Here is a 26,594-nt window from a genome sequence, read left to right on the forward strand (position 1 = left end):
TGTGCTCCTTATTTAGCGTGTTCAGGTTGATACGTGCAATACGGCTCCTCTGCCTTATAGTCGCCGGTGACGGCGTAGGCTCGGGCACGCGATCCGCCGCATAAGTAACGGTATTCGCAGTAGCCGCATTTGCCGCCGTGCGTGTCCGGGTCCCGCAGCGTCTTGAACACCGGATGTTTCCGATAAATCTCGGCAAGCGGTGTCGTTTTGACATTGCCGCACTTGATCGGCAGGAAGCCGGACGGTTGAACATCACCGGTGTGAGAGATGAAGACGAAGCCGTTGCCGTCATTCGTCCCGCGCGGCGCTTTGGCGAGGTCGTCATGCGGATGACCGATCGGCGCGAGTCCTGCGTCTTTCCGTTTTTGATTTTCTTGCCGGGCGACCCGGCGATAGAACTGGGCCTCGGTCGTCGAGATGATGTATGGCACATGTTCTTGCAGCGCGAACGCCCAGCGCAGCACGTCCTCATGTCGTTCCGGCGAGATCGGTTGCAGCAGCGAGCCGCGACCGGTCGGGACGAGGAAGAACAGCGTCCAGACCGAGACGCCGAGCTCACCGACGAGTTTCGCGATCTCTGGCAGTTGGTCGACGTTGTACTCGGTCACGGTCGTATTGATTTGGAACGACATGCCTTCCTCCCGGAAATAGGAGATGCCGCGGATCGTCCGCTCGAAGCTGCCGCGTGTCCCCCGGAAATAATCGTGCGCTTTCGCGTCGGCACCGTCGAGTGAGAACGCCCAGCGTGTCAACCCGGCCGCTTTGGCCCGTCTGACCGCGTCATGAGTCACCCGTGGCGTCGCTGATGGGGTCATTGAGACGCGCATGCCGAGTGACGCCGCGTATTCAGTCAACTCGAACAAGTCTTCACGCATGAGTGGGTCGCCGCCTGTGAAGACGAGAATCGGGTTGTCCATCGCGTAAATGTCACGAATGAGCGCTTTGCCTTGCGCCGTGTCTAATTCATCCGGGTAACGATGGTACTGCGCCTCGGCCCGGCAATGGACGCAAGACAAGGCGCAGGCGCGCGTCACTTCCCAGATGACGATGAACGGGTTCTCGTTGTAATCAATCCGTTTCATGAACGCACCACCTGCTTCGCCGTCATCGCCCGCATGACGGCCTGTTTGGCGGAATCGACACAGTCGGGAAGCCCGACCCCGTGTAAGATCGCCCCGCACGCCTCGACGCCATCGAGAGCGGCCAAGGCATGTTCGAACGCGTGCACATGTTGCTTATGACCGACCTCGTATTGTGGCATCGTATCGACGTGGCGCTCGACTTTCGTGAAAAGCGGTGTCCCGACGTGTTGAATTTTGCGGAGCTCGTTTAACGCAAACTCGGCGACCGCTTGATCCGTTGCAGCTAATAAGGCGGGCACGTGATCGGAACCGATATAGACGCGCAAGAGCGCCTTACCTTTCGGTGCCATGTGAGGCCATTTCTTATGCATCCAACTGCAGGCGGTCAACGCATTGGCTTCCGCTTTGGCGATGACGTAACCTGTCCCGTCGAGCGCCGCCACATCTTTCTCGTCGAACGCAGCGAGGACGGTGATCGATGAGGTGCGCTTCAATTGAGATAATCGCTCCGCCTCGGGGATTCCGAGGATCGGGCCGAGCGCATTCGGCGAAGTCGCTAAGATGATGCCGTCAAACTGTTCGATCGTGCCGTCCTCGAGTTCGATCTCATGAGGGCGGACCGAGGCGACACGGGTGCCGGTGTAGAGGCGGTCGATCGACGGACGGAGCGCCTCGATGAGGATTCCGAGCCCGTTTTGTAACGATAAAAACTTCCCGGCCTCACGCGGTTTCACTCCGGCTTGTACAGGCGGCGTGAGTGCTTTCATGCCGAGAATCAAGCTGCGTGTTTTTTGTTCAATCGTGATAAACTGAGGGAAAGTAGACTCGATGCTCATATCTTGAAGCGTCCCGTTATAAATGCCTGATAGGAGCGGTTCGATCATCGATTCGACGACTTCAGAGCCGAGTCGGGTCCGGAAAAACGTGTCGAGTGAAATGTCTTCGCCCGCATAGACGCGGGGGAGCACCAAGTCCATCCCGGCCCGAGCCTTTCCACGCCACGTGAACAGGTCGGTCTTCACCATCGGCCAAAATTTCGTGGGAATGCCCATGACGGAACCTTTTGGCATTTGCCGTAACTTGTTTCGAACGTATATGTAAGACGTGCCAGTCTGTGAACGAACGAGCTGTTCATCAAGACCGAGTTCGGTGATGAGCTCGGTCAACGTCGGCTTTCTGGCCATATAACCGTCGGGACCGCATTCGAGTACAAATCCGTCCCGATAAACTGTCTTGATTTTCCCGCCGATCCGATCACTCGATTCATAGAGTGTGACGTGTGCACCAGCCTGTTTCGCATAGTAGGCAGCGGCCATACCCGTGATGCCGCCCCCGATAATCGCAATGTTGTTCAATCGATTCACCCATTTCTATAATAGTCTTCGAATTAACCGTACCGAGAATATGCGTGTAGACATAGGATAAGTATCACGCGGTTCTAGACGAAATTGTCACGGATGAAAGGGAGGGGCGACTATGGTTTGGTTCGGCATCACAGCTTCGATTGTCGTCGTTGGGATTGTCGCATTCATCGCCGCGATGAACCGACATGGAGAGAAGCTTGCCGGGGATGAGGAAAGTCCGCCGGTCATTTGGGCCGACGAGGACTGGTACAAGCCAGGATCGTCCAAAGATGACGGTCCGCCTGATGGCTAAGCTTGAGAAGATATGATAAGATGAGCCGGTTGTAAACTATCGGATATGAGGTGATTTTGATGAACGTATTAGAACAGCAGTTGGCACATTTGGTCGACGAGTGCCGTCCGTATACGGCTCAAGGAAAAGTGGCGGATTATATCCCTGAGCTCGCACATGTCAAGGACGACTTGCTCGGCGTGGCGATTTGCCTGCCTGACGGTTCTTACATCCATGCGGGTGATGTCCATCATAAGTTTACGATCCAAAGCGTCTCGAAAGCACTCGCGCTTTGTTACGTGTTGATGGAGTTCGGCGAGGACTTCGTGTTCTCGAAAGTGGGGATGGAGCCGACGGGTGATGCGTTCAACTCGATCGCCAAGCTCGAAGAGACCGTGCCATCAAAACCACTCAATCCGATGATTAACGCCGGGGCGCTAGCCGTCACGAGCATGATACTAGGGGATACGGCGGAACTTAAAATTTATCAGTTCCGTCAATTTTTAGCGACGTTGCTCGACGTGCCGGTCGAAGAAGTGACGTACAACGAAAAAGTCGCCCGCTCGGAATACGAGACGACCGACTTGAACCGGGCCTTGCTTTATTTCATGCGCCACCACGGCATCGTGGAAGGTGACGTCGATGAGATCATCGACGTCTATACGAAACAATGTGCCATCGAGATCGACTGTTTTGACTTGGCCCGCATCGGACGGGTGCTCGCGGGCAACGGGGAAGACCCGGTCACAGGCGAAGAGTTGATTCCGCGCCGGGTCGTCCGCATCGTCAAAGCGATCATGACGACTTGTGGCATGTATGACGCCTCCGGTGAGTTTGCGGTCCGTGTCGGTCTGCCAGGGAAGAGCGGGGTGTCGGGTGCGATTCTCGCGACCGGGAAGCACGAACTCGGACTGAGCGACGTCGGCTTCGGGATTTTCGGCCCCGCGCTCGACTCAAAAGGCAATTCGATTGCTGGTATGAAGCTACTCGAACTGCTCGTCGAACGCTACACGTCACGCTAGAGCTTGATAGCGTCGACAGAAGCGTCAAGTTGCTCGTGCAGTGTGTCGATGAGTCGTTCATACGCCGAAACGTATTCGGTCGGCGGTGAAAAATCGGTCCAGCGCAGCAGCAATTGATGACGGTCGTTCATCTCACCGAGCTCGGTTTGGAGCCGTTTTAACTTTTGGACCTGGTCTTTCGAGGCCTTTTCTTCGTAGTTTAACAAGTACTCGTGCAAGTAGCGTTCACGCTTCACGGCGAGCCGGACTTTATGGAGTGCCTCGAGCCGGTCATGCTTTGATGTGGCGTGGTGGTGGGACTCGACGCGGCGTTTCCGCTCCGATTTTGCCTTATCGAGAAACGCTGAGGCGTCTTGCTTCTTTAACGAGCGATACAATTGACCGCCGATGAAGCGGCGCACTTGTTGGTCGAGCGACGGCGTCATCTTTTCGGTGACGCGCGAACTTAATAATGTCCGGTCTTTTTCGCGGTTCGCTTCCATGTGATCGGCAAACGCCTGCTCGAGCCCGGTCTCGAGCGCGAGACCTTGGAGCAACACGTCCCCGTCACGGACCGCGCCGAGCGCTTCCATCAGCTGTTTCAATTGCCGATACGTAGAAGGTTTCGTGTCGTACAGTTGCATGAACGTCAGCAACTTGCGCAAATGGACCCGGGCCTGATGCACGTCTTCTGTGTTTTGAAAGGTGAGCGCTTCGGTCATATAATGGTTGAACGTATTCCATGTTTCCAATAGTTCGTACTTTAGCTTCTCTGCATTCCGTTGATTCATCCGAATTTGTTCCTTTCTGAAATGAGATGAGGGTTGTCCATGTATCAAACGCATTCACTTAACGAAAAAATAAAATTATTTTTTACGATTTTCTTTCCGATTTTAGTAACACAAGTATCATTTTACTTAATCAGCTTCTTCGATACGGTCATGTCAGGCCGAGCCGGAGCCGTCGACTTGGCTGGCGTCGGTGTCGGCTCGAGTCTATGGATGCCGGTCTATACGGGACTGAGCGGGATTCTGCTTGCCGTCGCACCGATTGTCGCTCAGGCGCTCGGGGCCCGTAATATCCAACATATCCAACGGACGCTGTATCAAGGCGTTTACTTAGCGATCGGACTGAGCATCGCGACACTCGTCCTCGGTGCGTTCCTCGTTCCGGCCGCAGTGGACGGGATGGGGCTAAGCGAGGAAGGAAAACGGATCGCCAAAGGTTATTTGCTCGCGCTCGGATTCGGCGTCTTGCCGATGTTCTTGTTCAACGTGCTCCGGACGCTCATGGATTCACTCGGAAAAACCCGGATTTCCATGTTGCTTATACTATTAGGGTTACCCATTAACGTCGGGTTAAACTACATCTTCATTTTCGGGAAGCTCGGAATCCCTGCTTATGGGGGCATCGGAGCCGGCATCGCTTCCACCATCACCTATTGGCTTCTCTTCTTCATGGCGTTCGCGTTCGTCCGGAGCGGGAAACCGTTCCTTGAGTATCGGTTCCTGCGCGCGCCGGATCGTTTAGCATGGCCGCGCCAAAAAGAGCTGCTCAAGCTCGGGACGCCGATCGGCCTCGCCATCTTTGCCGAGGTCAGCATCTTCGCGGCCGTGACCCTGCTCCTTAGCGAGTACGGGGACAATATCGTCGCCGCCCACCAAGCGGCGATCAACTTTGCCTCGTTCGTCTATATGTTGCCGTTGTCCGCTTCGAGCGCTTTGACGATTGTCGTCGGCTATGAACTCGGTGCGCGCCGACTCCAAGACGCGGTGCGCTATGCCAAGATTGGGATTGCGCTCTGTCTGGCCGTATCGTCATTTTCAGGCGCCTTGTTGTTCTGGCAGAATGAACGCGTCGCCGCCATTTATACGAATGACGCCGCTGTCGTGGAACTTGCGGCCCACTTCATGATCTTTGCGGTCTTCTTCCAATTGTCTGACGCCGTCGCCGCACCGATTCAAGGCATCTTGCGCGGTTTCAAAGACGTCAACGTGACGCTCGTATTGTCGCTCATCGCCTACTGGGTGATTGGGCTGCCGCTCGGTTTCTTACTCGCGGAACGGTTCGGATTCGGTCCCGATGGTTATTGGATCGGGCTCATCGTCGGACTTGCCGCCGGGGCAGTGCTCTTGTTCATGCGCCTCGTCCATATCGTCAAACGATACAATGCCAAAGCAGCTGTCGAAGAGACAGCGTGACAGAATAAGGTTGAATCTGGTTCGCCCGGGTTCAGCCTTTTTTTGTTTGAGTCGATGGGAAGTCGGGCAAATGACTGATGATTTGATGAATTTTTTAAAATGAATAAATTGGTCTATACAACTATACTGGTTTTTGTTATGCTATTGTCGAGAATAGTAGTGAAAGGGTGGATGACTGATGATGGTGATTATTAACGCACACCTCGTTTCTGGACAAGAGACGTGGGAACGGGGTTACGTTCGGATAAACGGGGCGACGATTGAAGCGGTCGGGGCGATGGCTGACTATGAGGCCGGAGATGAGACAGTGCTCGATGTCGCGGGAAAACTCGTGACACCGGGCATGATTGATATACATGTTCACGGGGGTTATGACGTCGACACGATGGATGCGGACCGAGACCGGTTACGACTCCTCAGTCAATCGATGCTCGCCGAAGGGGTGACCTCGTTTTTTGCGACGACGATCACGCAGTCACCGAAAGCCATCACCAAGGCGCTCGAGTCTGTCCGAGACGTCATCGAGTCAAACGAGACGACGGTTGCCGGTATCCATCTAGAAGGACCGTTCGTCAACGTCGAGAACGCGGGGGCTCAACCGGCAGAATATATTATCGATCCTGATGCCGAACAGTTTCGCATCTGGCAAGACGAGGCGGGCGGTCACATCCGACTCGTCACGTACGCACCAGAACGTCCGGGCGCACGAGAGCTTGAGCGGGCGATGATGGAATCGGGTGCCATCGGCTCAGCCGGTCACACGAATGCGACGTTTGCCGAGAACAAAGCGGCTGGCGTGAAGCACGGCACACATTTATACAACCAAATGCGCGGGCTGCACCACCGTGAACCGGGGACGGTCGGTTACTGCCTGTTAGAACGGGACGTCATGGTCGAAATCATTCCGGACGGGATTCACAGCCGTCCGGAGATGGTCGATTTCGCGTATCGCTTGAAAGGCGCGGACGGTCTCGTCGTCATCACGGATGCGATGCGGGCGAAAGGTCTTCCGGACGGGCGTTACGAGCTAGGGGGACAACCGGTCATCGTCGAGGATGGTGCGGCGCGGCTTGAAGCCGGTAACTTGGCTGGAAGTGTGTTGACGATGGACGCGGCGTTCCGCAACATCATCGCCTTCACCGGGTGCACGATTCAAGAAGCCGTGAAGATGACGTCCGCGAACCAAGCCGCGGAGTTTGGCATGAGTAAAAAAGGGTCAATCGCAGCCGGGTTTGACGCTGATCTCGTCATCTGGGACGGGTCATTGACGGTCGAGCAGACAATTCACCAAGGACGCATCGGATTTGAGAAGGAGGACGTGAAATGAATATATTAGTAGCGAAGACACCAGCGGACGCTGAACAGATTGCCTACACGCTTATTAAAGAGCGGTTGGCCGGGAAACGGGAGTTCGTACTCGGGCTGGCGACGGGGAGCACGCCGGTCGGGATGTATAAAATGTTCAAGCAGGACCAGCTCGATTGCCGCCATGTGACGAGCGTCAATTTGGACGAATATATCGGGCTTGCTCCGAGTCATCCTCAAAGCTACTATCATTTCATGGAAGAACGTCTGTTCAACGATGTTCCGTTCAAAGAAAGCCATCTTCCGCGTGGTGACGCAAAAGACCCTGATGCTGAAGCGGAGCGGTATGAACAGCTCGTCCGATCAATCGGTGTCGATCTGCAACTGCTCGGGATCGGTGAAAACGGGCATATCGCGTTCAACGAACCGGGGACGGCGCTCGATGCGAAGACGCACGTGACAGCGCTCACCGAGTCGACGCGGGAAGCGAATCGCCGCTTCTTCGATGCAAGCGAAGAAGTCCCGACGCACGCGATCACGATGGGACTCGATACGATCATGAACGCGCGCGAGATTGTTCTCGTCGCAACGGGAGACCGAAAAGCGAACGCGGTCCATCACATGATCGAAAGTGTGCCGTCTGTCGATTGGCCCGCGACGATTTTGCAGGCGCATCCGAGTGTCACGATCGTACTTGATACCGAGGCGGCCTCACAGTGCGCGCAAGCTTTACAGGCACGCGGAAGCGAAGCAGCCGAACGCTTCTTCTCGATCCGCTCATAACCGTTCAACCTGGGGACGCACGTCCCCAGGTTTTTTTGGTTGCGATTATGGGAAATTGTATGGAAATGAGTTTGTCATCAAAACGTTTTCGACAAAACTCGAGGATTCCTCTATAATAAGTGAAGCTCGTATCATTCGACCGTGAAGGAGAAAAACATGAACTCAAGAACCCAGGCGCGTAGACGGCGTAAAGGTCCGTCTACGTTTTATAAAGTGTTCAGCTCGCTGATCCTCATTGCCGTCATCGTCGGCTCTAGCATGTATGGGGCGGCTTTTTATAAAGCGCACAACATGTTGTCCGGCACACAAGTGACGCTCGAGGACGACCCGACGATCGAACCGACCCGGTTTGATAAAGAGGACACCGAAAGTTTCCTCGTGCTCGGCACCGACCTCTCCCCGCAAAAGAAAGCGCGAGGGGAGTTCGGTCGCTCTGACGTCATGATTGTCGTCATTTTGAACAAGAAAGACAAGCAGACGACGATGCTCAGTATTCCGCGAGACTCGTACGTCAATATCGATTACACAGGATTCGATATCCCGTACGGTAAGACCGGTCTTGATCAAGACAAAATCACGCACGCCTACTACTTCGGATCGATGGACGAGTCGGATCCGAACAACGGTATGCGCATGTCGACGAATACGGTTGAAGACCTAGTCGGTGTTGAAATCGACCACGTCGTGTCGCTCAACTTCCAAGGCTTCGTCGACTTCATCGATGCCGTCGGAGGCGTCGAAATCGACGTTCCGTTCTCGTCTGAACAGAAGAGTTATGACGCATCCCGTGAAGCCGTCCAAGTCGAAGCCGGTCTTCAGCAGCTGTCGGGTGAAGAAGCACTCGCTTATGTCCGAAATCGCTATGACGACCCGCGCGGGGACATCGGGCGCGGCCAACGTCAAATGGAAGTCATCAACGCCGTGCTCGAGCAGTCGCTCGGCACGTCATTGATCAACAACTATGACAAAGTGCTCAAAGCGGTCGGTGACAACATGCAGACGACGCTCGGACCGAACGACTATATGCGTTTGATCGAAGACGTCGGTGCGCTCAACAACACGGTTCAATATCAATTGACCGGAGAAGGTGCGCGTGGTAATGACGGCCACTTCTATTACTTCTTGAACGAACCGTTGCTCGACGAGGTCCGGTACCGTGTGCAACAAGCGGATTCCGGCAACGAAGTCGAAGCGATGACGGAGACGGAGCTCGAGTCTTATATGCTCGACCCGTCCGGCATCACATACGAAGCCCAATAAAAAATGGTTTGCCCTCAGCGGGGCAAACCATTTTTTAGGTGCGTTCCATCGCGACAGTGAACGAATACGCATCGCCGCGGAACAAAGAACGACTGTATTCGAACATGTCGCCGTTCTCGAGATACGTCCGTTGGTCGATCAATAGGACGGGCGCGTTCGGGGAGATGGTCAACAGCTTCGCTTCAACAGGTCCGGCGCTTCGGGCTTCGAGCGTCTGTGTCGCGTTTTTCAAACGCAGGCCGGACTGTTCGGCGAACTCATAAATCGAGCCGACGGCATCTGCCTCGGTCAGTTCGGGCAATAAGGCGACCGGGATATAGGCGGTCTCTAAAGCGAGCACGTCCTCGTCGGCGAGTCGGAGACGCTTCATCTCATAGACCGGCGTACTGGCTGCGACATTCAATTTCTGCGCGATTTTATTCGAGGCCGGAATCGTGTCGAATGACAATAGACGGCTGAACGGACGCATGCCCCGGTGCTTGATTTCTTCTGAAAAACTCGTCAAACCGGACAGCGCCATCGTGATCTTTTTACTGGCGACGAACGTACCACGTCCTTTTTGACGGCTCAAATAACCGGCGTTGACGAGGTTCGTGATCGCCTGGCGCACCGTCATCCGGCTGACGTTATACCGCTCCGAATATTCCCGTTCGGACGGGATCGATTCGCCGGGTTGGAGCTCGCCAGCATCTATTTGTTGCTTTAAATAGGCTTCGATTTGATAATAAATAGGTAACGGGGACTTTTTATCAATCTGTAACATACATATCGCTCCTGACCTAAGGGTAAGTGTTCCTTATTATAGACCAAATCAGACTAGTTGTCTGAACATATCATGCAGAAAAGGTGGCGACCAATATGAACTCATGGCAATTTGAAACGACGGTGACAGCGCAGCGGGAAGATGAGCGGGGCACGTGGATTGCGCTTGCAGCAACACATTTTTACGCGGAAGGTGGCGGACAACCGGCCGATACAGGGACGATTGGCGGACAAGCCGTTTTAGATGTGCAACGTGACGACCCGACCGTGTGGCACCTCGTCAACGAGCCAATCGACGAAGCAACGGTAGTGATCGGTCAAATCGACGCAGCGACACGTCACGACCACTCGATCCAACACACGGCGCAACACGTGCTGACGGCCTTGCTTGAAGACCGATACGGTATCGAGACGCTCAGTTTTGGGATCAGTGCTGACGAGTCATCGATCGAGATCGCGGCCGAATCATTCGATTGGGCGTTAATCGAAACGTTAGAACGTGACGTTCAGCAGATCATCTTCGACAACCGACCGATTCACATTTTTGAATTACAGGATGGCGAAGTCGAGCATGACCGGTTACGTAAAGCGACGGATCGCACCGGCACGATTCGGATCGTCGAAATCGATGGACTCGATTATAACGCTTGCGGAGGGACGCATGTGTCGACGACCGGCCAGCTCGGAATCATTAAAGTGACCTCGATGAAAAAAGTGCGGGGGAACGTTCGTTTGACGTATGTCGCAGGGATGCGGGCACTAACGGTCATCCAATCTTCGCGCACCGCGCTACGGGCGATCCATCAAACGTTGTCGACGACGAACGAGACGGTCGCGGCCCGTGTCGCCGAAGAGCGCACGGCGCGACTCGAACGTGAAAAAGAAGTGAAGGTGCTCGAGGCCCGGGTCGCCAAGGCGAAAGTCGCAGCATTCTTACAAGAGGACAATTACGTCATCACGCACATCGGCAAGACCGAGGCGGAGACGCTCACGACGATGATCGTCGAACGGATCGCGGCGACCGGACGGATTGCCGTCGGTGCCAATCATACCGGACAAAAACTGTTACTCATGCATGACGGGACGCATGACATCGCCATCGGCAAGTTTTTAAAACGGACGTTAGACGACCTTGGCATCGGTCGGGGCGGTGGCAGTCATAAACAAGCCCAAGCCCGCTTCGAATCGATCGTCGACCTAGAACGGGCCACGGCAGAAGTCGTCAAACGGTTACAGGAAGGAGTGGTGTCATGTTGACGATTGAACACGGCAACGACACGCCGCTCATCGAACGAGCCCGTTCCGTACGGGAGGCTGTCTTTATCGGCGAGCAAGGGATTGACCCGGCGCTCGAATATGACGACCTCGATTCAGTCTGTATCCATTTCGTCGGGACGATAGACGGGGAGCCCGTGACGACGGCACGGCTGCGACCGATCGGGGACGGTGTCGGCAAAGTCGAACGGGTCGCCACGCTCGCATCGGCGAGAGGGAACGGATATGCGAAAAAGCTGATGCTCGAAATCGAGGATGTGGCGCGCGAGAGCGGGCTGCATGAGTTGAAGCTCGGCGCTCAACTGACGGCGCTCCCGTTCTATGAACGGCTCGACTATACGACGTTCGGTGACGAGTTTTTAGACGCCGATATCCCGCATCGGATGATGAAGAAGTCGTGGTGATTATTTTTAGAAAGTTTCTTTTTTTCTAAAAAAAGGTTGGCAAGCCGGAAAGCATTTGTTATAACTAAAACTAACAACTGACAGATAGAGGTTGCGAATGACATGAGTAAGCTTGATTGAAACGGACGCATTCCGGATCGAGCCGAAAGGGGAAATTCGCCGAAGTCAACGTTCGCATGCGTACGAACGAAGGCTGGGGTAGTCGTGAACAACGCCTACACTGCCATGGATGAAATGCCATGGAGCGCTATCTACGGAACGATTTTTTAATCGTTTTTCAACTGCGCGTACAAGCGGCAGACCGTAGGGAGAGTGCTTCCTACCGGTCTGCCGCTTTTTCTGTTGGTCGACATCATGAAAGTGGGGAACCTGATGACAACCGTACTAAAATTTGGAGGAAGTTCTGTTGCCACAATCGAACAGATTCAGGCAATTTCTGAATATTTACAGACACGAGTCGTCGCTGGCGAGAAACTCGTCGTCGTCGTCTCCGCGATGGGGAAAACGACCGATTCACTCCTGTCACTCGCAAAACAAATTACAGAGCGTCCGATGATTCGTGAGCTCGACCGCTTGCTCGCCGTCGGAGAAGAACAGACGATCAGTCTACTCAGCATCGCCTTGAACTCACGAGGCGTCGCCGCCATCTCGCTCACGGGGCAACAGGCCGGGATCGACACGATGGGCATTCACACGAAAAGTAAGATCAAAGCGATCCGGAAAGAAGTGTTGGAAGAAAGGCTCAGAACGAATGACGTCGTCATCGTCGCCGGCTTCCAAGGCGTCAACGAGTTCGGGGATGTAACGACGCTCGGACGCGGTGGTTCTGATACGACAGCCGTCGCACTTGCCGCCGTCCTCAGTAAACGTTGTGAGATTTATACGGACGTCGCCGGTGTCTATACGGCCGATCCGCGTATCCATAAAACGGCACGGCGCCTAGATACCGTCTCGTATGACGAGATGATGGAAATGAGCGCGCTCGGCTCGAAAGTGATGGAAATGCGCAGCGTCGAGCTGGCCAAAAAATATGATGTGAACATCTTTGTAGGGAAGACGCTATCGAGCGAAGGAGGAACATGGATCATGGATATGACACAGGCGATGGAACAAAAAGCGGTGACGAGCGTGAGCGTCGTGAAAAACGTGCTCAGCGTCTCGATCAAACATATTCCGCATTCAGTGGCAGGGGTTGCCGATATTTTCGAGAAGTTGTCACAGCGTCACGTCAATATCGACATGATCAGTCAGACAGCGTTCGACGGTGAAGTGTTCCTGTCGTTCACTTGTCCACTTGACGAGGAGGCGTTCCTCGAAGAAGCGCTCGCCGAACTGACGGAGGCGTTCCCACAAATTAAAATCGACCGTCATACCGAACATGCAAAAATCTCGGTCGTCGGCATCGGCATGCGCGACGCGACCGGTGTCGCAGCCGGATTGTTCGCCACGTTCCGTGAGAGCGGAATCCCGTTCTATCAAGTCACAACTTCAGAGATCAGCATCTCTTACACGATTAACGATCAAGACGTTGAAGCGGCGGTCGCGGCCATCGCGGAGCGTTTCCATTTATAAGGGGGAGTTACCATGTATAACGTTGCCGTCATCGGTGCGACAGGCGCCGTCGGTCAAAAGATGATCGACGTGCTCACAGAATATGAGTTTCCAATCAACGAACTATTACTATACGCGTCAGCCCGCTCGGCTGGGAAAACAGTCGAAGTGAACGGTCGCGACATCGTCATCCGTGAACTGTCGGACGCGATTTACGCAGACGCGATCGACATCGCCTTGTTCTCGGCCGGTGGTAGCATCAGTGAACAGTATGCACCGCGCCTGAGTGAACAAGGGGTCATCGTCATCGATAACTCGAGCGCGTTCCGGATGCAAGCAGGAATCCCGCTCGTCGTACCAGAAGTGAACCGAGTCGAACTGGGCCCGGACAAGATGCTCATCGCCAATCCGAACTGCTCGACGATCCAATCGGTCGTCGCCCTCGCACCGCTCGCCGAAGTGTACGGATTGACGCGTGTCGCCTATACGTCTTACCAAGCCGTCTCCGGTTCGGGACAAAAAGGCATCGAAGACCTCGAACGGGGCGCCCGCGGTGAAGAGCCGCAAAACTACCCGTATCCGATCTACGATAACGTGCTGCCGCATATCGATGTCTTCCTCGAGAACGGCTACACGAAAGAAGAACAGAAGATGATCGACGAGACACGCAAAATTTTGAACGCACCAGAATTAGGTGTGACGGCGACGTGTGTCCGCGTCCCGGTCCGTAACAGCCACGCCGTCTCGATCACGGTCACGCTCGAGCGTGAAGCGACGCTCGCGGAAGTGAAGGCGGTCCTCAGTGACGCGCCAGGCGTCGTCCTCATGGACAACCCGAGCGAGCTCGTCTACCCGACGCCGCTCGATGCGAACGGGACGGACGAAGTGTACGTCGGTCGCGTCCGCCGCGACGAGTCGCAACCGAACACGTTCCATCTCTGGTGTGTCGCCGATAACGTCCGCAAAGGGGCGGCGGCGAATGCCGTTCAAATCGCCCAGTGCATGATCGGGCAAGTCGCTACGAAATAAGGGGGAAATCATATGTTCACAGGAGTCGCTACAGCACTCGCTACACCGTTCCAAACGGACGGTCAGTTAAATCTCACAGCGTGGGAAGCATTGATTGAAGATCAAATCAAAGAAGGCGTCAGCGGTCTTGTCATCGGGGGGACGACAGGCGAAGGGATGACGATCACGGACGAAGAGTTCGAGACGCTCCTCACGAAGGCGATCGAAGTCGCCGCCGGTCGTGCCGTCATCATCGCCGGGACAGGGTCGAACAATACGGCGTTAAGTATTACCAAGACGAAACGGGCGGCAGAACTTGGTGCCGAGATGGCGATGGTCGTCACGCCTTACTATAATAAGTCGACCCAAGCGGGGCTGATCGCCCACTTCACGGCGATCGCCGACGCGTCACCGATTCCACTCATGCTCTACAACGTCCCGTCACGGACAGGCGTCGCGCTCGATCCGGCAACGGTCGGTGAACTCGCCGAACACCCACGCATCGCTGCGTTGAAAGAAGCGAGCGGGGACATCTCGGTGATGGCACAAATGATGGCCCACTTGCCGGAAGGTTTCCCGGTCTACTGCGGAAATGACGACCAAATCCTGCCGTACATGGCATGGGGTGCCCAAGGTGTCGTCTCGGTGCTCTCGAACGTGTATCCGGGAGCGACAGTCGCGCTCGCCGAAGCGCTTCTCGCCGGAGATTTAGAGACGGCCCGCACATGGCAGACCCGCTTGCTTCCGGTCATCGATGAACTGTTCGCCGAAGTGAACCCGATCCCGGTCAAGGCGGCGTTGAACGCCCGCGGTTTCGAATTTGGCTCGCCGCGCCTCCCGCTCGTTCCGATGAGCGCGACGGCCGAGGCACGTCTGTTATCGGCGATGGAGCAGTTTAATGAGGTGAGACAGTGAACTTGTTAATTCACGGATACGGCGCGATGGGGCAGATCGTTGAAGAAGTCGCGCTCGCTCAAAACTTGAACGTCGCGGCCATCGTCTCACCGGCGGGCGGTGATCATCCCGTTTCACTGAAAGAAGTCGACGCCGCGATTGACGTCGTCATCGACTTCTCGAACCCGGCGCTGCTAGATGACGTGCTCGCGTTCGGGAAAGACAAGCAAATCCCGCTCGTCATCGCGACGACGGGCTTCTCGGAAGCGGAACTGGCAAAGATCGAGGACGCATCGAAACAGATCCCGATCTTCCAGTCGTATAACACGTCTTACGGGATTGCACTGTTGAAGCAGTTGCTTGACCAGCTCGTGCCGCTCACGCTCGGTTATGATATCGAAGTGATCGAAGCGCATCACCGTAAAAAAGTCGATGCGCCGAGCGGGACGGCTGAACTGCTCGCCCGTGCCATCGAGGCGAAACGGGACGTGACGCCGGTGTACGAACGTGCGTCACGCCGTGAGGCGAGAGGTACTGACGAACTCGGCATGCACTCGGTCCGCGGCGGCACGATCTTCGGTGAGCATACGGTGCTCTTCGCCGGAGACGATGAAATGCTTGAATTAAAACATACGGCCCTGTCGAAACGCGTCTTCGCGAACGGGGCACTCGCCGCGGCGGCGACGATTCTCGACCGCCCGGCCGGATTATACAATTTAACGAACCTATACGAGGAGGCCACTCATGTTACTCACAAACGCTTATGAAATCGCACAATACATTAAAGATGCCAAGAAAGAAACGCCAGTCAAATTGTACGTCAACGGTCAGTTGGCAGGTCTAACAATCGAAGAAGCAAAAGCATTCGGAACGGACGAGTCGAAATTATTCCTCACGACGGCTGAACGTGCGGCCGCTTTCCTTGAAGCGAACGCGTCAGTCATCACCGACTCGCACCTCGAGTTCGACCGCCGCAACAGCGCCGTGCCGATGCTTGACACGACGAAGTTGAACGCCCGTATCGAACCAGGTTCGTTCATCCGTGACCACGTTCAAATCGGCAACAACGTCGTCGTCATGATGGGGGCGGTCATCAATATCGGCGCCGTCATCGGTGACGGGTCGATGGTCGACATGAACGCCGTCATCGGCGCCCGCGGCACACTCGGTAAAAACGTCCACCTTGGCGCTGGCGCAGTCGTCGCAGGTGTCCTCGAGCCACCTTCAAAAGATCCGGTCATCATCGAAGACGGGGTCATGATTGGTGCAAACGCGGTCATCTTAGAAGGTGTCCGTGTCGGCGAGAATGCGGTCGTCGCAGCAGGCAGTGTCGTCACAGTCGACGTCCCGGCAGGAAGTGTCGTCGCCGGCACGCCAGCCCGTGTCATCAAGCAAAAAGATGAAAAAACAGCAGAAAAAACACAACTAGTGGATGACTTACGCTCCCTGTAACGTATAATAGACAGAAAATATCAAAAGTGAATGGGAGAGTTGAACAATGGAACAATATGGACAATGGATGTGGAAAGACGGGGCTTGGATCGAGCCGAGTGACGCGAACACGAGTATCATGACGCACGCGATCCACTACGGTAGCGGGTTCTTCGAAGGAATTCGAGCGTATCACACAGAGGAAGGTCCAGCCATCTTCCGACTCCGTGAACACTTGGAGCGACTCGTTCGTTCGTGTGCTTACTATCACGTCGAACTACCGTACACGGTCGACGAGCTCGAACAAGCGACGATCGAATTGATCGAACGCAACGGCTTTGAAGCGTGTTACATCCGTCCATTCGTTTTCCTCGGCACACCTTGGCAGGCACTCATGCCGACGCAGGAAACGAAAGTACACGTTGCCATCTCATGCTGGCCGCTCGGCGAATATTTCAGCAAGACGGTCGGTATCCGGGCGAAAGTCGCGTCATACCGCCGCGTCTCGTCGACGATGATGCCGATGCAAGCGAAAGCGGCAGCCAACTATATGAATTCGCAACTCCTTAAAGGAGAAGCGGTCCGAGACGGGTATGACGAAGCGATTGCCCTCGACATGAACGGAAACGTCAGCGAGGCGAGCGTCGCCAACATCTTCCTCGTCAAAGGCAATAAAATTTTCACACCGTCACTCGACTGTTCCGTCCTCGACGGCATCACGCGTCAAACGGTCATCGATCTTGCCCGTGAAGAAGGGTTCGAGGTCATTGAGCGCCATATCGGACGTGACGAATTGTATGTAGCAGATGAGATCTTCTTGACGGGTACAGCAGCTGAAGTGACGAGTGTCATCGAAGTCGACAATATCTCGATCGGCGGCGGGGTTCAGACGGTCGCAACGACTATGCTCGCCCGTTACCGCGAGACCGTGACGGGACAAATCCCGGCATACCGCGATTGGATCACGTTCGTCAAAGAAGCAGTCAAAGAATAAAGGAGCAATGTGTATGGGAGTCACAATTGACTTAAACGCGATTCGCGAGAACAAACGTCGGATCGAGGCACTCGGCCGACCGGTGTTTGCCGTCGTGAAAAACAACGCCTATAACTTAGGGATGGAGCCAGTTGTGACGACATTGTACGCAGAAGGGGTGCGTCACTTCATGGTGACGACGCTCGACGAGGGGAGCGAGGTCCGGGTGCATGCACCCGAGGCGAACGTCCTCGTCATGAACCCCGTTTACGAGTGGTCGGCCGTGCATCGCGACGGTTTAGACGTCGCCATCGGTTCGTACGATTGGCTCGTCTCACAACGCCATGAGCTCGACGGCGTCCGTCTTCATTTGAAGGTCGATGTCGGCATGAACCGGTTCGGTGCGAAGACGTTCGAAGAAGCGCTCGCCATCTTAGCGTTCTGCCAAGATGAAAAGCTCGACCTCGTCGGTTTGTGCACACACTTTCCGCTCGCCGACGCCGATAACGCCGAAATCGAGCACAGTGTCCATGTCGAACGGTTTGCCGACTGGTCGACGCGGCTGATCGAACGGCATTCGTTTGAAGTCGTCCATGCCGCCAACAGCGCGGCGACGCTTCAAGCCGATCCGCGTCTCGGGCACTGCACGCACGTCCGGGTCGGAATCTTTCTCTACGGCTACTCATCGGTCGAGGCGGTCGATTGGCTCGTCCCGGCGTTTTATTGGGAGACGAAAGTCGTTGCCGTGCACGACATCGAGGCCGGCGCACACGTCGGCTACGGGACGGGCTACACGGCACCGTCGAAAGAGCGGATCGCCGTATTGTCAGTCGGATATGGCGATGGCTTGATGCGGGCCCGCCGGCATTTGCCGGTCCACATTAATGGACGGGCGTTCCCGTTCGTCAGCAATATTTTCATGAGCCACAGCTTCCTCCGCGTCGACGAGACGGTTCAAATCGGTGACCGGGTCGAGCTGTACGGTAATGAGACGAAGATCGATGACGTGACCCGGACCGGGCACGCCAACAACTCGGAACAACTATGCGCACGCTCATGGCGTGTCCCGCATCGCTTTGAAGGAGGCATTTTATGTACACCAGCAACCAATCCGTTTGTATGATCGAGGGCGTATCCGTCCAAGAACTTCAAGCGACGTACGGGACACCGCTCTATATCATGAGCGAGCCAGAACTTGAAGCTCGGCTCGGGCTCGTCCGGAGCGCATTTTTAGATAAGTATCCGAACACGTACGCGCTCTATGCGTCAAAGGCGATGTCGATCGCGGCCGTGTATGAGAAAGTCATGACGGCGGGCTTGAGCATCGACGTCGTCTCACGCGGTGAGATGTTCGTCGCGCTCCATGCCGGTGTCCCGGCTGACCGGATTCACGTTCACGGGTCAAATAAGACGGTGCAAGACATCTCGTTCGCGCTCGAGAACGGCATCACCCATTTCACGATCGACAACATGCGTGAGATCGGTCTGCTCTCGGGTCTCGCCGTAAAGCATGATGTCGATGTCGACGTCTTGCTCCGCATCGTCCCGCAAGTCGTCGGAGGCGCCCACGAGGCGATCCAGACGGGTGGGGTCGATACGAAGTTCGGTTTCCCGACGCATGACGACACGTATCTCGAAGCGGTCCGGGAAACACTCGCGACGGAACGTCTTCATCTGAAAGGGATCCATTGTCACGTCGGGTCACAGATTCAAGAACCGACGCTGTTCATCAATACGGTCAAGACGATGGTCAACTTCATCGAGACGATTCGTCGGGAGACCGGCTTTACGGCTGATGTGTTGAACATCGGCGGTGGCTTCGGCGTCGCCTATCTCGAGACGGACGACCCGCTCGACTTTGCCGCTACGATGACGCAAGTGATGGATACGCTCGTTTCAGAAGTGGAGCGATTCGGTCTACGGCTCCCAAAAATCGGCATCGAGCCGGGACGTTGGCTCGTCGCCAACGCCGGTGCGACGCTGTATGAAGTCGGGACGGTCAAAGACGTGAGCGGTGTCCGCACATACGTCTCGGTCGACGGCGGCATGACAGACAACATCCGTCCTGCCCTCTATGATGCCGAATATGACGTCATCGCGGCGACGCGGATGGATGAAGCGAAGACGCTTGAAGCGAAGATCGTCGGGGCATGCTGCGAGTCGGGAGACATCATCTCGAACCGTTCGCTCATCCCGCCGGTTGAAGCCGGGGATCTTCTCCTCGTTAAAGCGACAGGCGCCTATAACTTCTCGATGGCGAGCAACTATAACCAAATGCTCCGCCCGCCCGTCGTCTTCGTGAAAGACGGGACACATCGTCTCGTCGTCCGCAGACAGACACTTGAAGACTTGGTCGCGTGTGAAGTGATTGGACAATCGACATAATTTTGTAGGCAGATAAAGAAAAGGGGTTCAGTCATAAAAACGACTGAATCCCTTTTCGTATGAACGACCGATGCGACCTTACCGAGTCGATCTATCAGGTTAATCTAGTTGTGCGTTGACTTCCGCTTCATATCGATTAACGAGCTCGTTGTTGTCGTCTGTCTGGTACTTCTTTTCCAACTCAAGTTTCAACTTTAGCCAAATCGTATTCTTTTCATAAAGGTCTCGATCGAACTGATGATTTAGTTGGTGCAGCGACAAGCCGAGGGCGCTCGCGTAGGCGAGATGACTCGGTAAATCACTCCGATCCGGGCCTTGTTGAATGTAACGGTCAATCTCTTCTTCCGTTACGTGAATGTTGTACTTCTCTTTTGCGACCGTTTTCCATGCGATACTTTGTTTCATCGCTTCGGTTGAGAGCGTGATGACTTGTTCATTCGTCAAGTCGGTTTCATAATACAGTTTCTCTTGGGACAATGTCCGAATCACCCACTTTCGAAGCGGTTCCTCAACGTCGAACTGGTTTGCTTCGGTGATGACGTCGTCAAACAGTGCTTTATAATCGTCGAACGCGAAGTTGTCTACGACTTGGCGTTGTTCTTCTTCGCTCTTCATGTCAATCGTCAAAGGTGACGATGTCGCGGATTGACATGCTGTTGTAAAGATGACGAGCGAGAGCGTACATAATAGAAACGATTTGAAACGTGGGGTCACGGTGATCCTCTCCTTATTTGTATCGTCTTCAAACGTAGTACAAGTTTCAATCAAAAGAACAATCTAGTCATTTCTATATACGGGACGATGAGCTATCAAGTTCCCATGCTTTTCGGTCAAATTGCTACACGTGGGAACCATTTTCACTTATGATGAAAAAGACTACATCAGGGGAAGTGATTTCTAATGGAGAAAACAGTCGGACAACAGTTGATCGAGTCGCGGCGGACGATTCGGATGTTTGTAGAGGAACCGCTTGATACGGCATTGCTGTATCAGTTGCTCACCTCGGCCCACCAAGCGCCGTTTCATAACAAAGTCGAGCCGTGGAATCTTTATTTGTTCAACGGTGACGGGAAAGGCGTGTTGTTAGACGCGCTCGAACCGGCGTTTCAAGACGGTCGTGAGGCCAAGCGAGAGAAGATTACCGGACGGATCCGCAACGCGGCGGCGTGTGTGTACGTAACGACGAAGCCGTTTGAGACGGAGAAAGGGCAAAAGGATGCACTGCTCGCGACGGCGACGTTCATCCAGAACTTCCATTTGCTCTGTGCCGAGCAAAACATCGGGCTCGTCTGGCGGACGGGCGGTATCTTCGAAGACGCTCGCCTGCAGGAGATGATCGGTGCGGACGGGGAGACGTTCGTCGGTCTGCTCCAACTCGGACGATTTGAAGACGTCCCGCCGACGAAGGCGCGGCAGTCGCTTGATGCGTGTTTGACGATCTTTGAGTGAACATGAAAAAGCTCGAGTGCGGCGTGGCCGCACTCGAGCTGGATGTATAAATAGGCTGAGACGTTTAAAAACGTCTCAGTTTATTTTTTGAGCTTGCCAGCAAGCCAGTTTTGAATGACATTCGTCGGAATCATGGTGATTACTTTCCCCCAGTTTGAGTTTCTTCTTCTATAGCATTATCCAATTGCATCCGTTCCCAAACCTCTCGATGTGTACCTTTTAGCGTATCATCGAACGAATCATCGATGTGAAGGCAATAGCTTGGGTTAATGGACGAGGCGTACAGGTCTAACATGAGTTGTGCATGGTTTGGATACATACAATTGGCCCCTTTCGACACGTCGGCTTGACTACATCCTCAGTATACAAGGGAAACATGAAGAAAAATCGGGGTAATCGTTAACAATTTATGAATCTTGTAAACGCTTTCACAAACTTTGTGTCGGTGTTAACGGTTCACACGTCGTCAAGTACTGCTCGGCCCGCTTCGCATACTTGTTGACGGTCCGTTCCATGATGAAGCGGTCTTCGTCATTGAGCGGACGGACGACTTTGGCTGGTACGCCCATGACCATGACACCTTCCGGAATTTGCATATTCGGGGTGACGAGTGCACCGGCGGCAACGAACGAGCCTTTCCCGACTTTGGCACCGTCAAGCACGGTCGCATGCATCCCGATGAGACAGCCTTCCTCGATCTCACAACCGTGAATCATCGCCATATGGCCGATCGAGACACGGTCATGGATGATTGTCGGTGATCCTTCGTATTGATGGATCATCGACCCGTCTTGAATATTGACATAAGCGCCAATCTGGATCGGGCCCTCGTCTCCACGGATGACGGTGTTGAACCAAACACCGGAATGGGCTCCGATCGTGACGTCACCGATGACGTGGGCGCCAGGTGCGACGAATACCGTCTCGTCGACATGTGGGATCAGGTCTCCTAATTTGTATTGCATATGTGTAACCCCTTTCAACTAGATATGCTCCCATTGTCGCACAACTACAAAAAGAAATTGCGTCCGAAAGATTATTCTTGATAAGATAGGTAAAATACGTTGCAAAAGGAGACAGACAGATGGAAAAACAACATTTGATCGACATTGCCGCCAAGAAAAAGAAAGCGGCGGTCGTCTTTAAGGACGTCGCGGTCATCGACGTCTATAGCCGCGAGACGATTCGCACCGATGTCGCCATCGACTCGGGCTATATCGTCGCCATCGGAGAAGGTTACGAAGGGGAGACGGAATATCATGACCCGTCTTGGACGCTCGCTCCGTCATTCATCGACTCACACGTTCACATCGAGTCGTCGATGGTGCCTCCGCATGAGTTTGCGAAAGCGGTCCTGCCGCTCGGTGTGACGACGGTCATCGCCGACCCACATGAGATCGCGAACGTCAACGGTGCGCTCGGGATCGAGTATATGCTTGCCGATGCGAACGGATTGCCGCTCGACGTCCGGATGATGCTACCGAGCTGCGTCCCGGCGACGCCGTTCGAACACGCGGGCGCCAAACTGTACGCCGAAGACCTTGCACCATTTTTAGGGGACCCAGGGGTACACGGTCTCGGGGAAGTGATGGATTATCCATCGGTCGAAGCCGGCAGCGAGGACATGCTCCAAAAAATCGCGCAAACGGAACTCGCGGGGAAAGTCGTCGATGGTCACGCGTCAGGCCTCAATCCTGATCAGTTAAACGTGTACCGGACAGCCGGCATCATGACCGACCACGAATGCACGACGGCAGAAGAGGCGATCGAGCGGGTCCGTCGTGGCTTTTACGTCCAGATTCGCGAAGGCTCGGTCGCGCGGAACGTCGAGAAAGTGAGTCGGGCCATCACCGAAAGTAATGCCCACCGCTTCTTGTTCTGTACGGACGACAAGCACCTCGATGATCTCGTGGCAGAAGGTGGTATCGACTATAACATCCGCATGGCAATCCGTCAGGGCGTCAAGCCGGAGACGGCATACGCCATCGCCAGCCTTCATGCGGCTGAAGCATACGGCTTGAAAGACGTCGGTGCGATCGCGCCGGGCAAAAAAGCGAACTTTGTTATCTTGTCAGACGTCGAATCGGTTAACATCGAAACCGTCTACGTCGATGGTACGGCAGTCGCGCGAGCGGGGAAAGCCACGTTCGAGGCCGAAGGGGTTGAAGTGCCGAAGCCGATGAAAGGTGAGCTCAAACTCCCGGACCTGACAACTGACTCGTTCCGCCTGCCGATCAAGGAAGAAGCGGTCGACGTGATTCAAGTGTTGCCGAACAGCCTGTTGACGAAGCGTGTCCGCCACGTGTTCAACCCGGATGAATCGGGCGCTGATCTTACCGAGGACATCGTGACGCTCGCCGTCATCGAGCGGCATCACGGGACGGGCCATATGGCGCTCGCACCGGTGACGGGCTTTGGACTCAAACGTGGTGCGCTCGCAGCGACGGTCGCCCACGACAGCCATAACCTTGTCATTGCCGGTGTCAGCCCGGAAGACATGTTACTTGCTGCAGAGACGCTCGAGAAGGTCGGTGGCGGTGTCGTCGCCGTCTCGGAAGGGAAAGTGCTTGCCGTCTTGCCGCTCGAGATTGGAGGGCTCATGACGAGGCGTCCGTATCATGAAGTCGCAGACGTGCTCGAACAGCTGAACGACGCACTTGACGTCGTCGGGGCTCATCGTCACTTCAACCCGTATTTGACGATGTCGTTCCTGGCACTCCCCGTCATTCCCGACTTGAAATTGACGGACATGGGACTGTTTGATGTGACAACGTTCTCATTTATCGGAAATTGACTCGGTCTAACGTATGATTTTCGTAAAGACCAACCCGAAACGTTTGAATGCGTGCGCTTAAGTTGATATAGTTACAACAAGTTTCATCGGTACAAATTGAAAGGGGGGATATAACAGATGGAACAAGTTGCTTACAATCGGTCGTATGATGAACATGAGGATTTGATCAATTCTGTGTATCGTGCCTTCAAGGACCGGTGTGAAGAATTACCTAGCGAGACGCAGACGAAGCGACGGTTGCGCCGTCTTATTTTATTGACGATCAAAGATCATACGTCATCGCATGCCGAACGGTTCGTGCTTTATCACTTCTTTAGTGATTTCTTTAAAGCCGTTGAGTCAAACGACCAAGCCGCGCTCGCTGTATTAAAACAAATCGTCCGTGACTAAAAAAACTATTGATATGTTACTGTAACCTATGATAATTTAGACGTAACTTTAAATGAATATTCGTGCTATCGATGAGGTAGAGGTGCGATGCTGATGAGTAAGTAGTCCGAGGATGACAACGGTGAAGACTACAGAAAGGCAGAATCGCCGAAGTGTAAAGTCATGTCTCTGACTTTATGCTGGGCTGACGGGAAATACTCGTCGGACTGCCATACATATATTACGTATGGAGCGCTCCAAGTCGGCTAAGAAAGACGGAACATCCAGCGAGGGTGTCGGCTTTGTTGCCGATGCCCTCGCTTTGCGTTTTTTTAAGCATTGGGGGGCCTCATCTCAAACAGAAGAGGAGGAAATCAGCATGGTAGATTATTCAACATCGGTGCTTTCGTTAGTGCCGGCACTACTCGCCATCATTATGGCGATCACAACAAGGAAAGTTATTCCGTCACTCGGTGTCGGGATCATCGCAGGGGTCTTGCTCCTTCATAGCTTCAATCCGCTTGAATCGATTCAGTACTTATGGTCGAACGTCATCGCCTTGTTCTGGGCGGATGGGGCCATAAACGAATGGAACGTGCTCTTGATCGCGTTCTTGCTCTTGCTTGGTGTTTTATCGTCAATCATTCAAACATCGGGCGGTGCTCGCGCGTTCGGTGAATGGGCGGCTTCTAACGTCAAAACGGCGCGCGGCGCGCGCCTCGTCTCGTTCGGTCTTGGAATCTTGATTTTCATCGACGACTATTTCAACAGTCTCGCTGTCGGGAACATTAGCCGACCGCTGACGGACCGGAAGAAAGTATCGCGCGCTAAACTCGCGTATACGATCGACTCGACGGCCGCTCCAGTCTGTGTCATCAGCCCACTTTCGAGCTGGGGAGCCTACATCATCGCCATCATCGCTGGTATTCTCGCGAAGTATTCGATTGATAGCTACTCGTCGTTCTCGGCGTTCATTCAAATCATCCCGATGAACTTCTATGCCATCTTCGCACTCATGTTGACTGGGTACGTCGCTTTCACAGGGCTTGCCATCGGACCGATGCGAACGCACGAGCTACGTGCGCTTAAAGGCGAGCTCTACGACGTGTCGAAAGGTGCGCCGATGGGGATGAGTGAAGACATTAAAGAACATGATGGTGGGAAAGTCCGCGACTTGATCGTCCCGATCATCGTCTTGATCATCGCGACCGTCTCGGCCATGCTTTATACAGGTGGTCAAGCGCTCGCTGCCGACGGTCAAAGCTTCTCGCTGCTCGGTGCGTTTGAATCGACGGACGTGACGCGTTCGCTCGTTGCCGGAGCGGTCATCAGTTTAATCGTGGCGTTCTTGCTCCTGATTGGTCGCAACATTCCGGCTGTGGACTACGGTCATGCAGCGTGGGCCGGTATCCGGGCCATGTGGCCAGCCGTGCTCATCTTGCTGTTCGCTTGGACGATCATCGCCGTCATCGGTGACATGAAAACCGGTGATTACTTGGCAAGCTTCGTCACGGATACGATCGCGGCGTCATACTTGCCGCTCATCTTGTTCGCGATCGCCGGTCTCATGGCGTTCTCGACAGGTACGAGCTGGGGGACGTTCGGTCTCATGCTACCAATCGGTGCTGATTTGATCATGGCAGTCGACCCAGAGCTGTTGCTCCCAACACTTGCCGCTGTGCTCGCAGGTGCCGTGTTCGGTGACCACTGTTCACCGATCTCGGATACGACGATCCTCAGTTCGACGGGTGCCGGGTCGCACCACATCGACCACGTGTTGACACAACTCCCGTACGCGTTGATCGCGGCAGGAGTGTCGGCGGTCGGTTACTTGGTACTAGGGATCACAAGCTCGATGTGGATTGGATTCTTCGCGGCGTTCGCGACGTTCGTCGTCGCGCTGGTCGTCGCTCAAGTCATCTCGAAGCGCGGCCAAGTGCCGTCAGAAATGCGTGCTGAGCGTGAAGCGTAAACAGCTCGTCTGACAATCCGAAAAGATGTGTGTCACGAATCATGTGACACACATCTTTTT

General features: G+C 54.5%; 26 protein-coding genes and 2 riboswitches. Of the genes, 20 read left to right on the forward strand and 6 right to left on the reverse strand.

The genetic code is table 11. The features are described from left to right. Positions 1–8 precede the first annotated feature (8 nt). Positions 9–1,082 carry a TIGR04053 family radical SAM/SPASM domain-containing protein gene (locus EVJ30_RS02815; RefSeq protein WP_131456695.1) on the reverse strand — a complete coding sequence of 358 codons (1,074 nt, stop codon included), beginning with the start codon at positions 1,080–1,082 and terminating at the stop codon, positions 9–11. Then, on the reverse strand, positions 1,079–2,446 hold the full coding sequence (gene hemG, locus EVJ30_RS02820) for a protoporphyrinogen oxidase (protein ID WP_131467945.1): 1,368 nt from the start codon (positions 2,444–2,446) through the stop codon (positions 1,079–1,081). The genes EVJ30_RS02815 and hemG overlap by 4 nt, the downstream gene beginning before the upstream one ends. A gap of 112 nt (positions 2,447–2,558) precedes the next feature. Between hemG and EVJ30_RS02825 the strand changes: the two genes are divergently transcribed. Both EVJ30_RS02825 and glsA read left to right on the forward strand, forming a co-directional pair. Next, positions 2,559–2,738 (forward strand): hypothetical protein, encoded by a 180-nt coding sequence (locus EVJ30_RS02825; protein WP_070328819.1) that lies wholly within the window; start codon positions 2,559–2,561, stop codon positions 2,736–2,738. 59 nt (positions 2,739–2,797) lie between these two features. Next, complete coding sequence (gene glsA / locus EVJ30_RS02830; protein WP_131456699.1) at positions 2,798–3,739, forward strand: glutaminase A; 942 nt, start codon at positions 2,798–2,800, stop codon at positions 3,737–3,739. Here glsA and EVJ30_RS02835 read toward each other — a convergent pair. Next, complete coding sequence (locus tag EVJ30_RS02835) at positions 3,736–4,509, reverse strand: CHAD domain-containing protein (protein WP_131456701.1); 774 nt, start codon at positions 4,507–4,509, stop codon at positions 3,736–3,738. The genes glsA and EVJ30_RS02835 overlap by 4 nt on opposite strands. 39 nt (positions 4,510–4,548) lie before the next feature. Between EVJ30_RS02835 and EVJ30_RS02840 the strand changes: the two genes are divergently transcribed. The 4 genes from EVJ30_RS02840 (at position 4,549) to EVJ30_RS02855 (ending at position 9,267) form a co-directional block, all read left to right on the forward strand. Next, positions 4,549–5,919, forward strand: a complete 1,371-nt coding sequence (locus EVJ30_RS02840) for an MATE family efflux transporter (protein ID WP_131456703.1) — start codon at positions 4,549–4,551, stop codon at positions 5,917–5,919. Between the two features lie 178 nt (positions 5,920–6,097). Then, positions 6,098–7,246, forward strand: a complete 1,149-nt coding sequence (nagA, locus tag EVJ30_RS02845) for an N-acetylglucosamine-6-phosphate deacetylase (protein WP_131456705.1) — start codon at positions 6,098–6,100, stop codon at positions 7,244–7,246. After that, positions 7,243–8,007, forward strand: coding sequence for a glucosamine-6-phosphate deaminase (gene nagB, locus EVJ30_RS02850; RefSeq protein ID WP_131456707.1), 765 nt, complete (start codon positions 7,243–7,245; stop codon positions 8,005–8,007). The genes nagA and nagB overlap by 4 nt, the downstream gene beginning before the upstream one ends. 156 nt (positions 8,008–8,163) lie before the next feature. Then, the gene (locus EVJ30_RS02855) at positions 8,164–9,267 is read left to right on the forward strand and encodes an LCP family protein (protein ID WP_131456709.1); all 1,104 of its coding nucleotides are present in this window, start codon (positions 8,164–8,166) and stop codon (positions 9,265–9,267) included. Between the two features lie 34 nt (positions 9,268–9,301). On the opposite strand, the gene EVJ30_RS02860 is transcribed toward EVJ30_RS02855, so the two are convergent. Further along, positions 9,302–10,030, reverse strand: coding sequence for a GntR family transcriptional regulator (locus tag EVJ30_RS02860; RefSeq protein WP_131456711.1), 729 nt, complete (start codon positions 10,028–10,030; stop codon positions 9,302–9,304). Positions 10,031–10,125: 95 nt separating this feature from the next. Here EVJ30_RS02860 and EVJ30_RS02865 point away from each other — a divergent pair, with 95 nt between their 5' ends. From EVJ30_RS02865 to lysA, 10 genes are all read left to right on the forward strand, one after another. After that, positions 10,126–11,286: an alanyl-tRNA editing protein gene (locus tag EVJ30_RS02865; protein WP_131467948.1), complete on the forward strand. Its 1,161-nt coding sequence runs from the start codon at positions 10,126–10,128 to the stop codon at positions 11,284–11,286. Continuing rightward, positions 11,280–11,708 carry a GNAT family N-acetyltransferase gene (locus EVJ30_RS02870; RefSeq protein WP_131456715.1) on the forward strand — a complete coding sequence of 143 codons (429 nt, stop codon included), beginning with the start codon at positions 11,280–11,282 and terminating at the stop codon, positions 11,706–11,708. The genes EVJ30_RS02865 and EVJ30_RS02870 overlap by 7 nt, the downstream gene beginning before the upstream one ends. A 77-nt stretch (positions 11,709–11,785) precedes the next feature. Then, a riboswitch (Lysine riboswitch) is annotated at positions 11,786–11,966 on the forward strand. Between the two features lie 114 nt (positions 11,967–12,080). Next, positions 12,081–13,280, forward strand: a complete 1,200-nt coding sequence (locus EVJ30_RS02875; RefSeq protein ID WP_070328972.1) for an aspartate kinase — start codon at positions 12,081–12,083, stop codon at positions 13,278–13,280. 12 nt (positions 13,281–13,292) lie between these two features. Next, positions 13,293–14,288, forward strand: a complete 996-nt coding sequence (locus EVJ30_RS02880; protein ID WP_131467950.1) for an aspartate-semialdehyde dehydrogenase — start codon at positions 13,293–13,295, stop codon at positions 14,286–14,288. Between the two features lie 12 nt (positions 14,289–14,300). Continuing rightward, a complete protein-coding gene (dapA, locus tag EVJ30_RS02885; RefSeq protein ID WP_131467952.1) occupies positions 14,301–15,182 on the forward strand; it encodes a 4-hydroxy-tetrahydrodipicolinate synthase in 882 nt (293 codons plus the stop codon). Next, the gene (gene dapB / locus EVJ30_RS02890; protein ID WP_131456721.1) at positions 15,179–15,928 is read left to right on the forward strand and encodes a 4-hydroxy-tetrahydrodipicolinate reductase; all 750 of its coding nucleotides are present in this window, start codon (positions 15,179–15,181) and stop codon (positions 15,926–15,928) included. Before dapA ends, dapB begins: the two co-directional genes overlap by 4 nt. Further along, entirely contained in the window at positions 15,906–16,613 is a 708-nt protein-coding gene (dapD, locus tag EVJ30_RS02895) for a 2,3,4,5-tetrahydropyridine-2,6-dicarboxylate N-acetyltransferase (RefSeq protein ID WP_070328832.1), read from the forward strand. The genes dapB and dapD overlap by 23 nt, the downstream gene beginning before the upstream one ends. Before the next feature lie 46 nt (positions 16,614–16,659). Next, the gene (locus tag EVJ30_RS02900) at positions 16,660–17,586 is read left to right on the forward strand and encodes a branched-chain amino acid transaminase (RefSeq protein ID WP_131467954.1); all 927 of its coding nucleotides are present in this window, start codon (positions 16,660–16,662) and stop codon (positions 17,584–17,586) included. A 13-nt stretch (positions 17,587–17,599) separates the two neighbouring features. Beyond that, on the forward strand, positions 17,600–18,688 hold the full coding sequence (alr, locus tag EVJ30_RS02905) for an alanine racemase (RefSeq protein WP_131467956.1): 1,089 nt from the start codon (positions 17,600–17,602) through the stop codon (positions 18,686–18,688). Continuing rightward, positions 18,658–19,950, forward strand: coding sequence for a diaminopimelate decarboxylase (gene lysA / locus EVJ30_RS02910; protein WP_236635970.1), 1,293 nt, complete (start codon positions 18,658–18,660; stop codon positions 19,948–19,950). Before alr ends, lysA begins: the two co-directional genes overlap by 31 nt. A 99-nt stretch (positions 19,951–20,049) precedes the next feature. On the opposite strand, the gene EVJ30_RS02915 is transcribed toward lysA, so the two are convergent. Continuing rightward, the gene (locus tag EVJ30_RS02915) at positions 20,050–20,664 is read right to left on the reverse strand and encodes a hypothetical protein (RefSeq protein ID WP_131467958.1); all 615 of its coding nucleotides are present in this window, start codon (positions 20,662–20,664) and stop codon (positions 20,050–20,052) included. Positions 20,665–20,850: 186 nt separating this feature from the next. Here EVJ30_RS02915 and EVJ30_RS02920 point away from each other — a divergent pair, with 186 nt between their 5' ends. Further along, a complete protein-coding gene (locus tag EVJ30_RS02920) occupies positions 20,851–21,399 on the forward strand; it encodes a nitroreductase family protein (protein ID WP_131467960.1) in 549 nt (182 codons plus the stop codon). 428 nt (positions 21,400–21,827) lie between these two features. On the opposite strand, the gene EVJ30_RS02930 is transcribed toward EVJ30_RS02920, so the two are convergent. Beyond that, a complete protein-coding gene (locus tag EVJ30_RS02930) occupies positions 21,828–22,364 on the reverse strand; it encodes a gamma carbonic anhydrase family protein (protein WP_131456731.1) in 537 nt (178 codons plus the stop codon). Between the two features lie 119 nt (positions 22,365–22,483). Here EVJ30_RS02930 and ade point away from each other — a divergent pair, with 119 nt between their 5' ends. From ade to EVJ30_RS02945, 3 genes are all read left to right on the forward strand, one after another. Further along, positions 22,484–24,193: an adenine deaminase gene (ade, locus tag EVJ30_RS02935; protein ID WP_131456733.1), complete on the forward strand. Its 1,710-nt coding sequence runs from the start codon at positions 22,484–22,486 to the stop codon at positions 24,191–24,193. A gap of 117 nt (positions 24,194–24,310) precedes the next feature. Next, positions 24,311–24,583: a hypothetical protein gene (locus tag EVJ30_RS02940; protein ID WP_070328841.1), complete on the forward strand. Its 273-nt coding sequence runs from the start codon at positions 24,311–24,313 to the stop codon at positions 24,581–24,583. A gap of 69 nt (positions 24,584–24,652) precedes the next feature. Next, positions 24,653–24,828: riboswitch (Lysine riboswitch) on the forward strand. A 113-nt stretch (positions 24,829–24,941) separates the two neighbouring features. Continuing rightward, positions 24,942–26,534: a Na+/H+ antiporter NhaC family protein gene (locus EVJ30_RS02945; RefSeq protein WP_131456734.1), complete on the forward strand. Its 1,593-nt coding sequence runs from the start codon at positions 24,942–24,944 to the stop codon at positions 26,532–26,534. The last annotated feature ends 60 nt before the right edge of the window (positions 26,535–26,594 follow it).

This window comes from Exiguobacterium sp. SH5S13 (genome assembly GCF_004337085.1).
In the GTDB taxonomy this organism is placed as follows: domain Bacteria; phylum Bacillota; class Bacilli; order Exiguobacteriales; family Exiguobacteriaceae; genus Exiguobacterium; species Exiguobacterium aurantiacum_A.

What these genes read in the sequence shown, in the direction of transcription:
- EVJ30_RS02815 (WP_131456695.1), bottom strand. Translation starts at nt 1,082, where the DNA reads ATGAAACGGATTGATTACAACGAGAACCCGTTCATCGTCATCTGGGAA.
- EVJ30_RS02825 (WP_070328819.1), top strand. Translation starts at nt 2,559, where the DNA reads ATGGTTTGGTTCGGCATCACAGCTTCGATTGTCGTCGTTGGGATTGTC.
- glsA (WP_131456699.1), top strand. Translation starts at nt 2,798, where the DNA reads ATGAACGTATTAGAACAGCAGTTGGCACATTTGGTCGACGAGTGCCGT.
- EVJ30_RS02835 (WP_131456701.1), bottom strand. Translation starts at nt 4,509, where the DNA reads ATGAATCAACGGAATGCAGAGAAGCTAAAGTACGAACTATTGGAAACA.
- EVJ30_RS02840 (WP_131456703.1), top strand. Translation starts at nt 4,549, where the DNA reads ATGTATCAAACGCATTCACTTAACGAAAAAATAAAATTATTTTTTACG.
- nagA (WP_131456705.1), top strand. Translation starts at nt 6,098, where the DNA reads ATGATGGTGATTATTAACGCACACCTCGTTTCTGGACAAGAGACGTGG.
- nagB (WP_131456707.1), top strand. Translation starts at nt 7,243, where the DNA reads ATGAATATATTAGTAGCGAAGACACCAGCGGACGCTGAACAGATTGCC.
- EVJ30_RS02855 (WP_131456709.1), top strand. Translation starts at nt 8,164, where the DNA reads ATGAACTCAAGAACCCAGGCGCGTAGACGGCGTAAAGGTCCGTCTACG.
- EVJ30_RS02860 (WP_131456711.1), bottom strand. Translation starts at nt 10,030, where the DNA reads ATGTTACAGATTGATAAAAAGTCCCCGTTACCTATTTATTATCAAATC.
- EVJ30_RS02865 (WP_131467948.1), top strand. Translation starts at nt 10,126, where the DNA reads ATGAACTCATGGCAATTTGAAACGACGGTGACAGCGCAGCGGGAAGAT.
- EVJ30_RS02870 (WP_131456715.1), top strand. Translation starts at nt 11,280, where the DNA reads ATGTTGACGATTGAACACGGCAACGACACGCCGCTCATCGAACGAGCC.
- EVJ30_RS02875 (WP_070328972.1), top strand. Translation starts at nt 12,081, where the DNA reads ATGACAACCGTACTAAAATTTGGAGGAAGTTCTGTTGCCACAATCGAA.
- EVJ30_RS02880 (WP_131467950.1), top strand. Translation starts at nt 13,293, where the DNA reads ATGTATAACGTTGCCGTCATCGGTGCGACAGGCGCCGTCGGTCAAAAG.
- dapA (WP_131467952.1), top strand. Translation starts at nt 14,301, where the DNA reads ATGTTCACAGGAGTCGCTACAGCACTCGCTACACCGTTCCAAACGGAC.
- dapD (WP_070328832.1), top strand. Translation starts at nt 15,906, where the DNA reads ATGTTACTCACAAACGCTTATGAAATCGCACAATACATTAAAGATGCC.
- EVJ30_RS02900 (WP_131467954.1), top strand. Translation starts at nt 16,660, where the DNA reads ATGGAACAATATGGACAATGGATGTGGAAAGACGGGGCTTGGATCGAG.
- alr (WP_131467956.1), top strand. Translation starts at nt 17,600, where the DNA reads ATGGGAGTCACAATTGACTTAAACGCGATTCGCGAGAACAAACGTCGG.
- lysA (WP_236635970.1), top strand. Translation starts at nt 18,658, where the DNA reads ATGTACACCAGCAACCAATCCGTTTGTATGATCGAGGGCGTATCCGTC.
- EVJ30_RS02920 (WP_131467960.1), top strand. Translation starts at nt 20,851, where the DNA reads ATGGAGAAAACAGTCGGACAACAGTTGATCGAGTCGCGGCGGACGATT.
- EVJ30_RS02930 (WP_131456731.1), bottom strand. Translation starts at nt 22,364, where the DNA reads ATGCAATACAAATTAGGAGACCTGATCCCACATGTCGACGAGACGGTA.
- ade (WP_131456733.1), top strand. Translation starts at nt 22,484, where the DNA reads ATGGAAAAACAACATTTGATCGACATTGCCGCCAAGAAAAAGAAAGCG.
- EVJ30_RS02940 (WP_070328841.1), top strand. Translation starts at nt 24,311, where the DNA reads ATGGAACAAGTTGCTTACAATCGGTCGTATGATGAACATGAGGATTTG.
- EVJ30_RS02945 (WP_131456734.1), top strand. Translation starts at nt 24,942, where the DNA reads ATGGTAGATTATTCAACATCGGTGCTTTCGTTAGTGCCGGCACTACTC.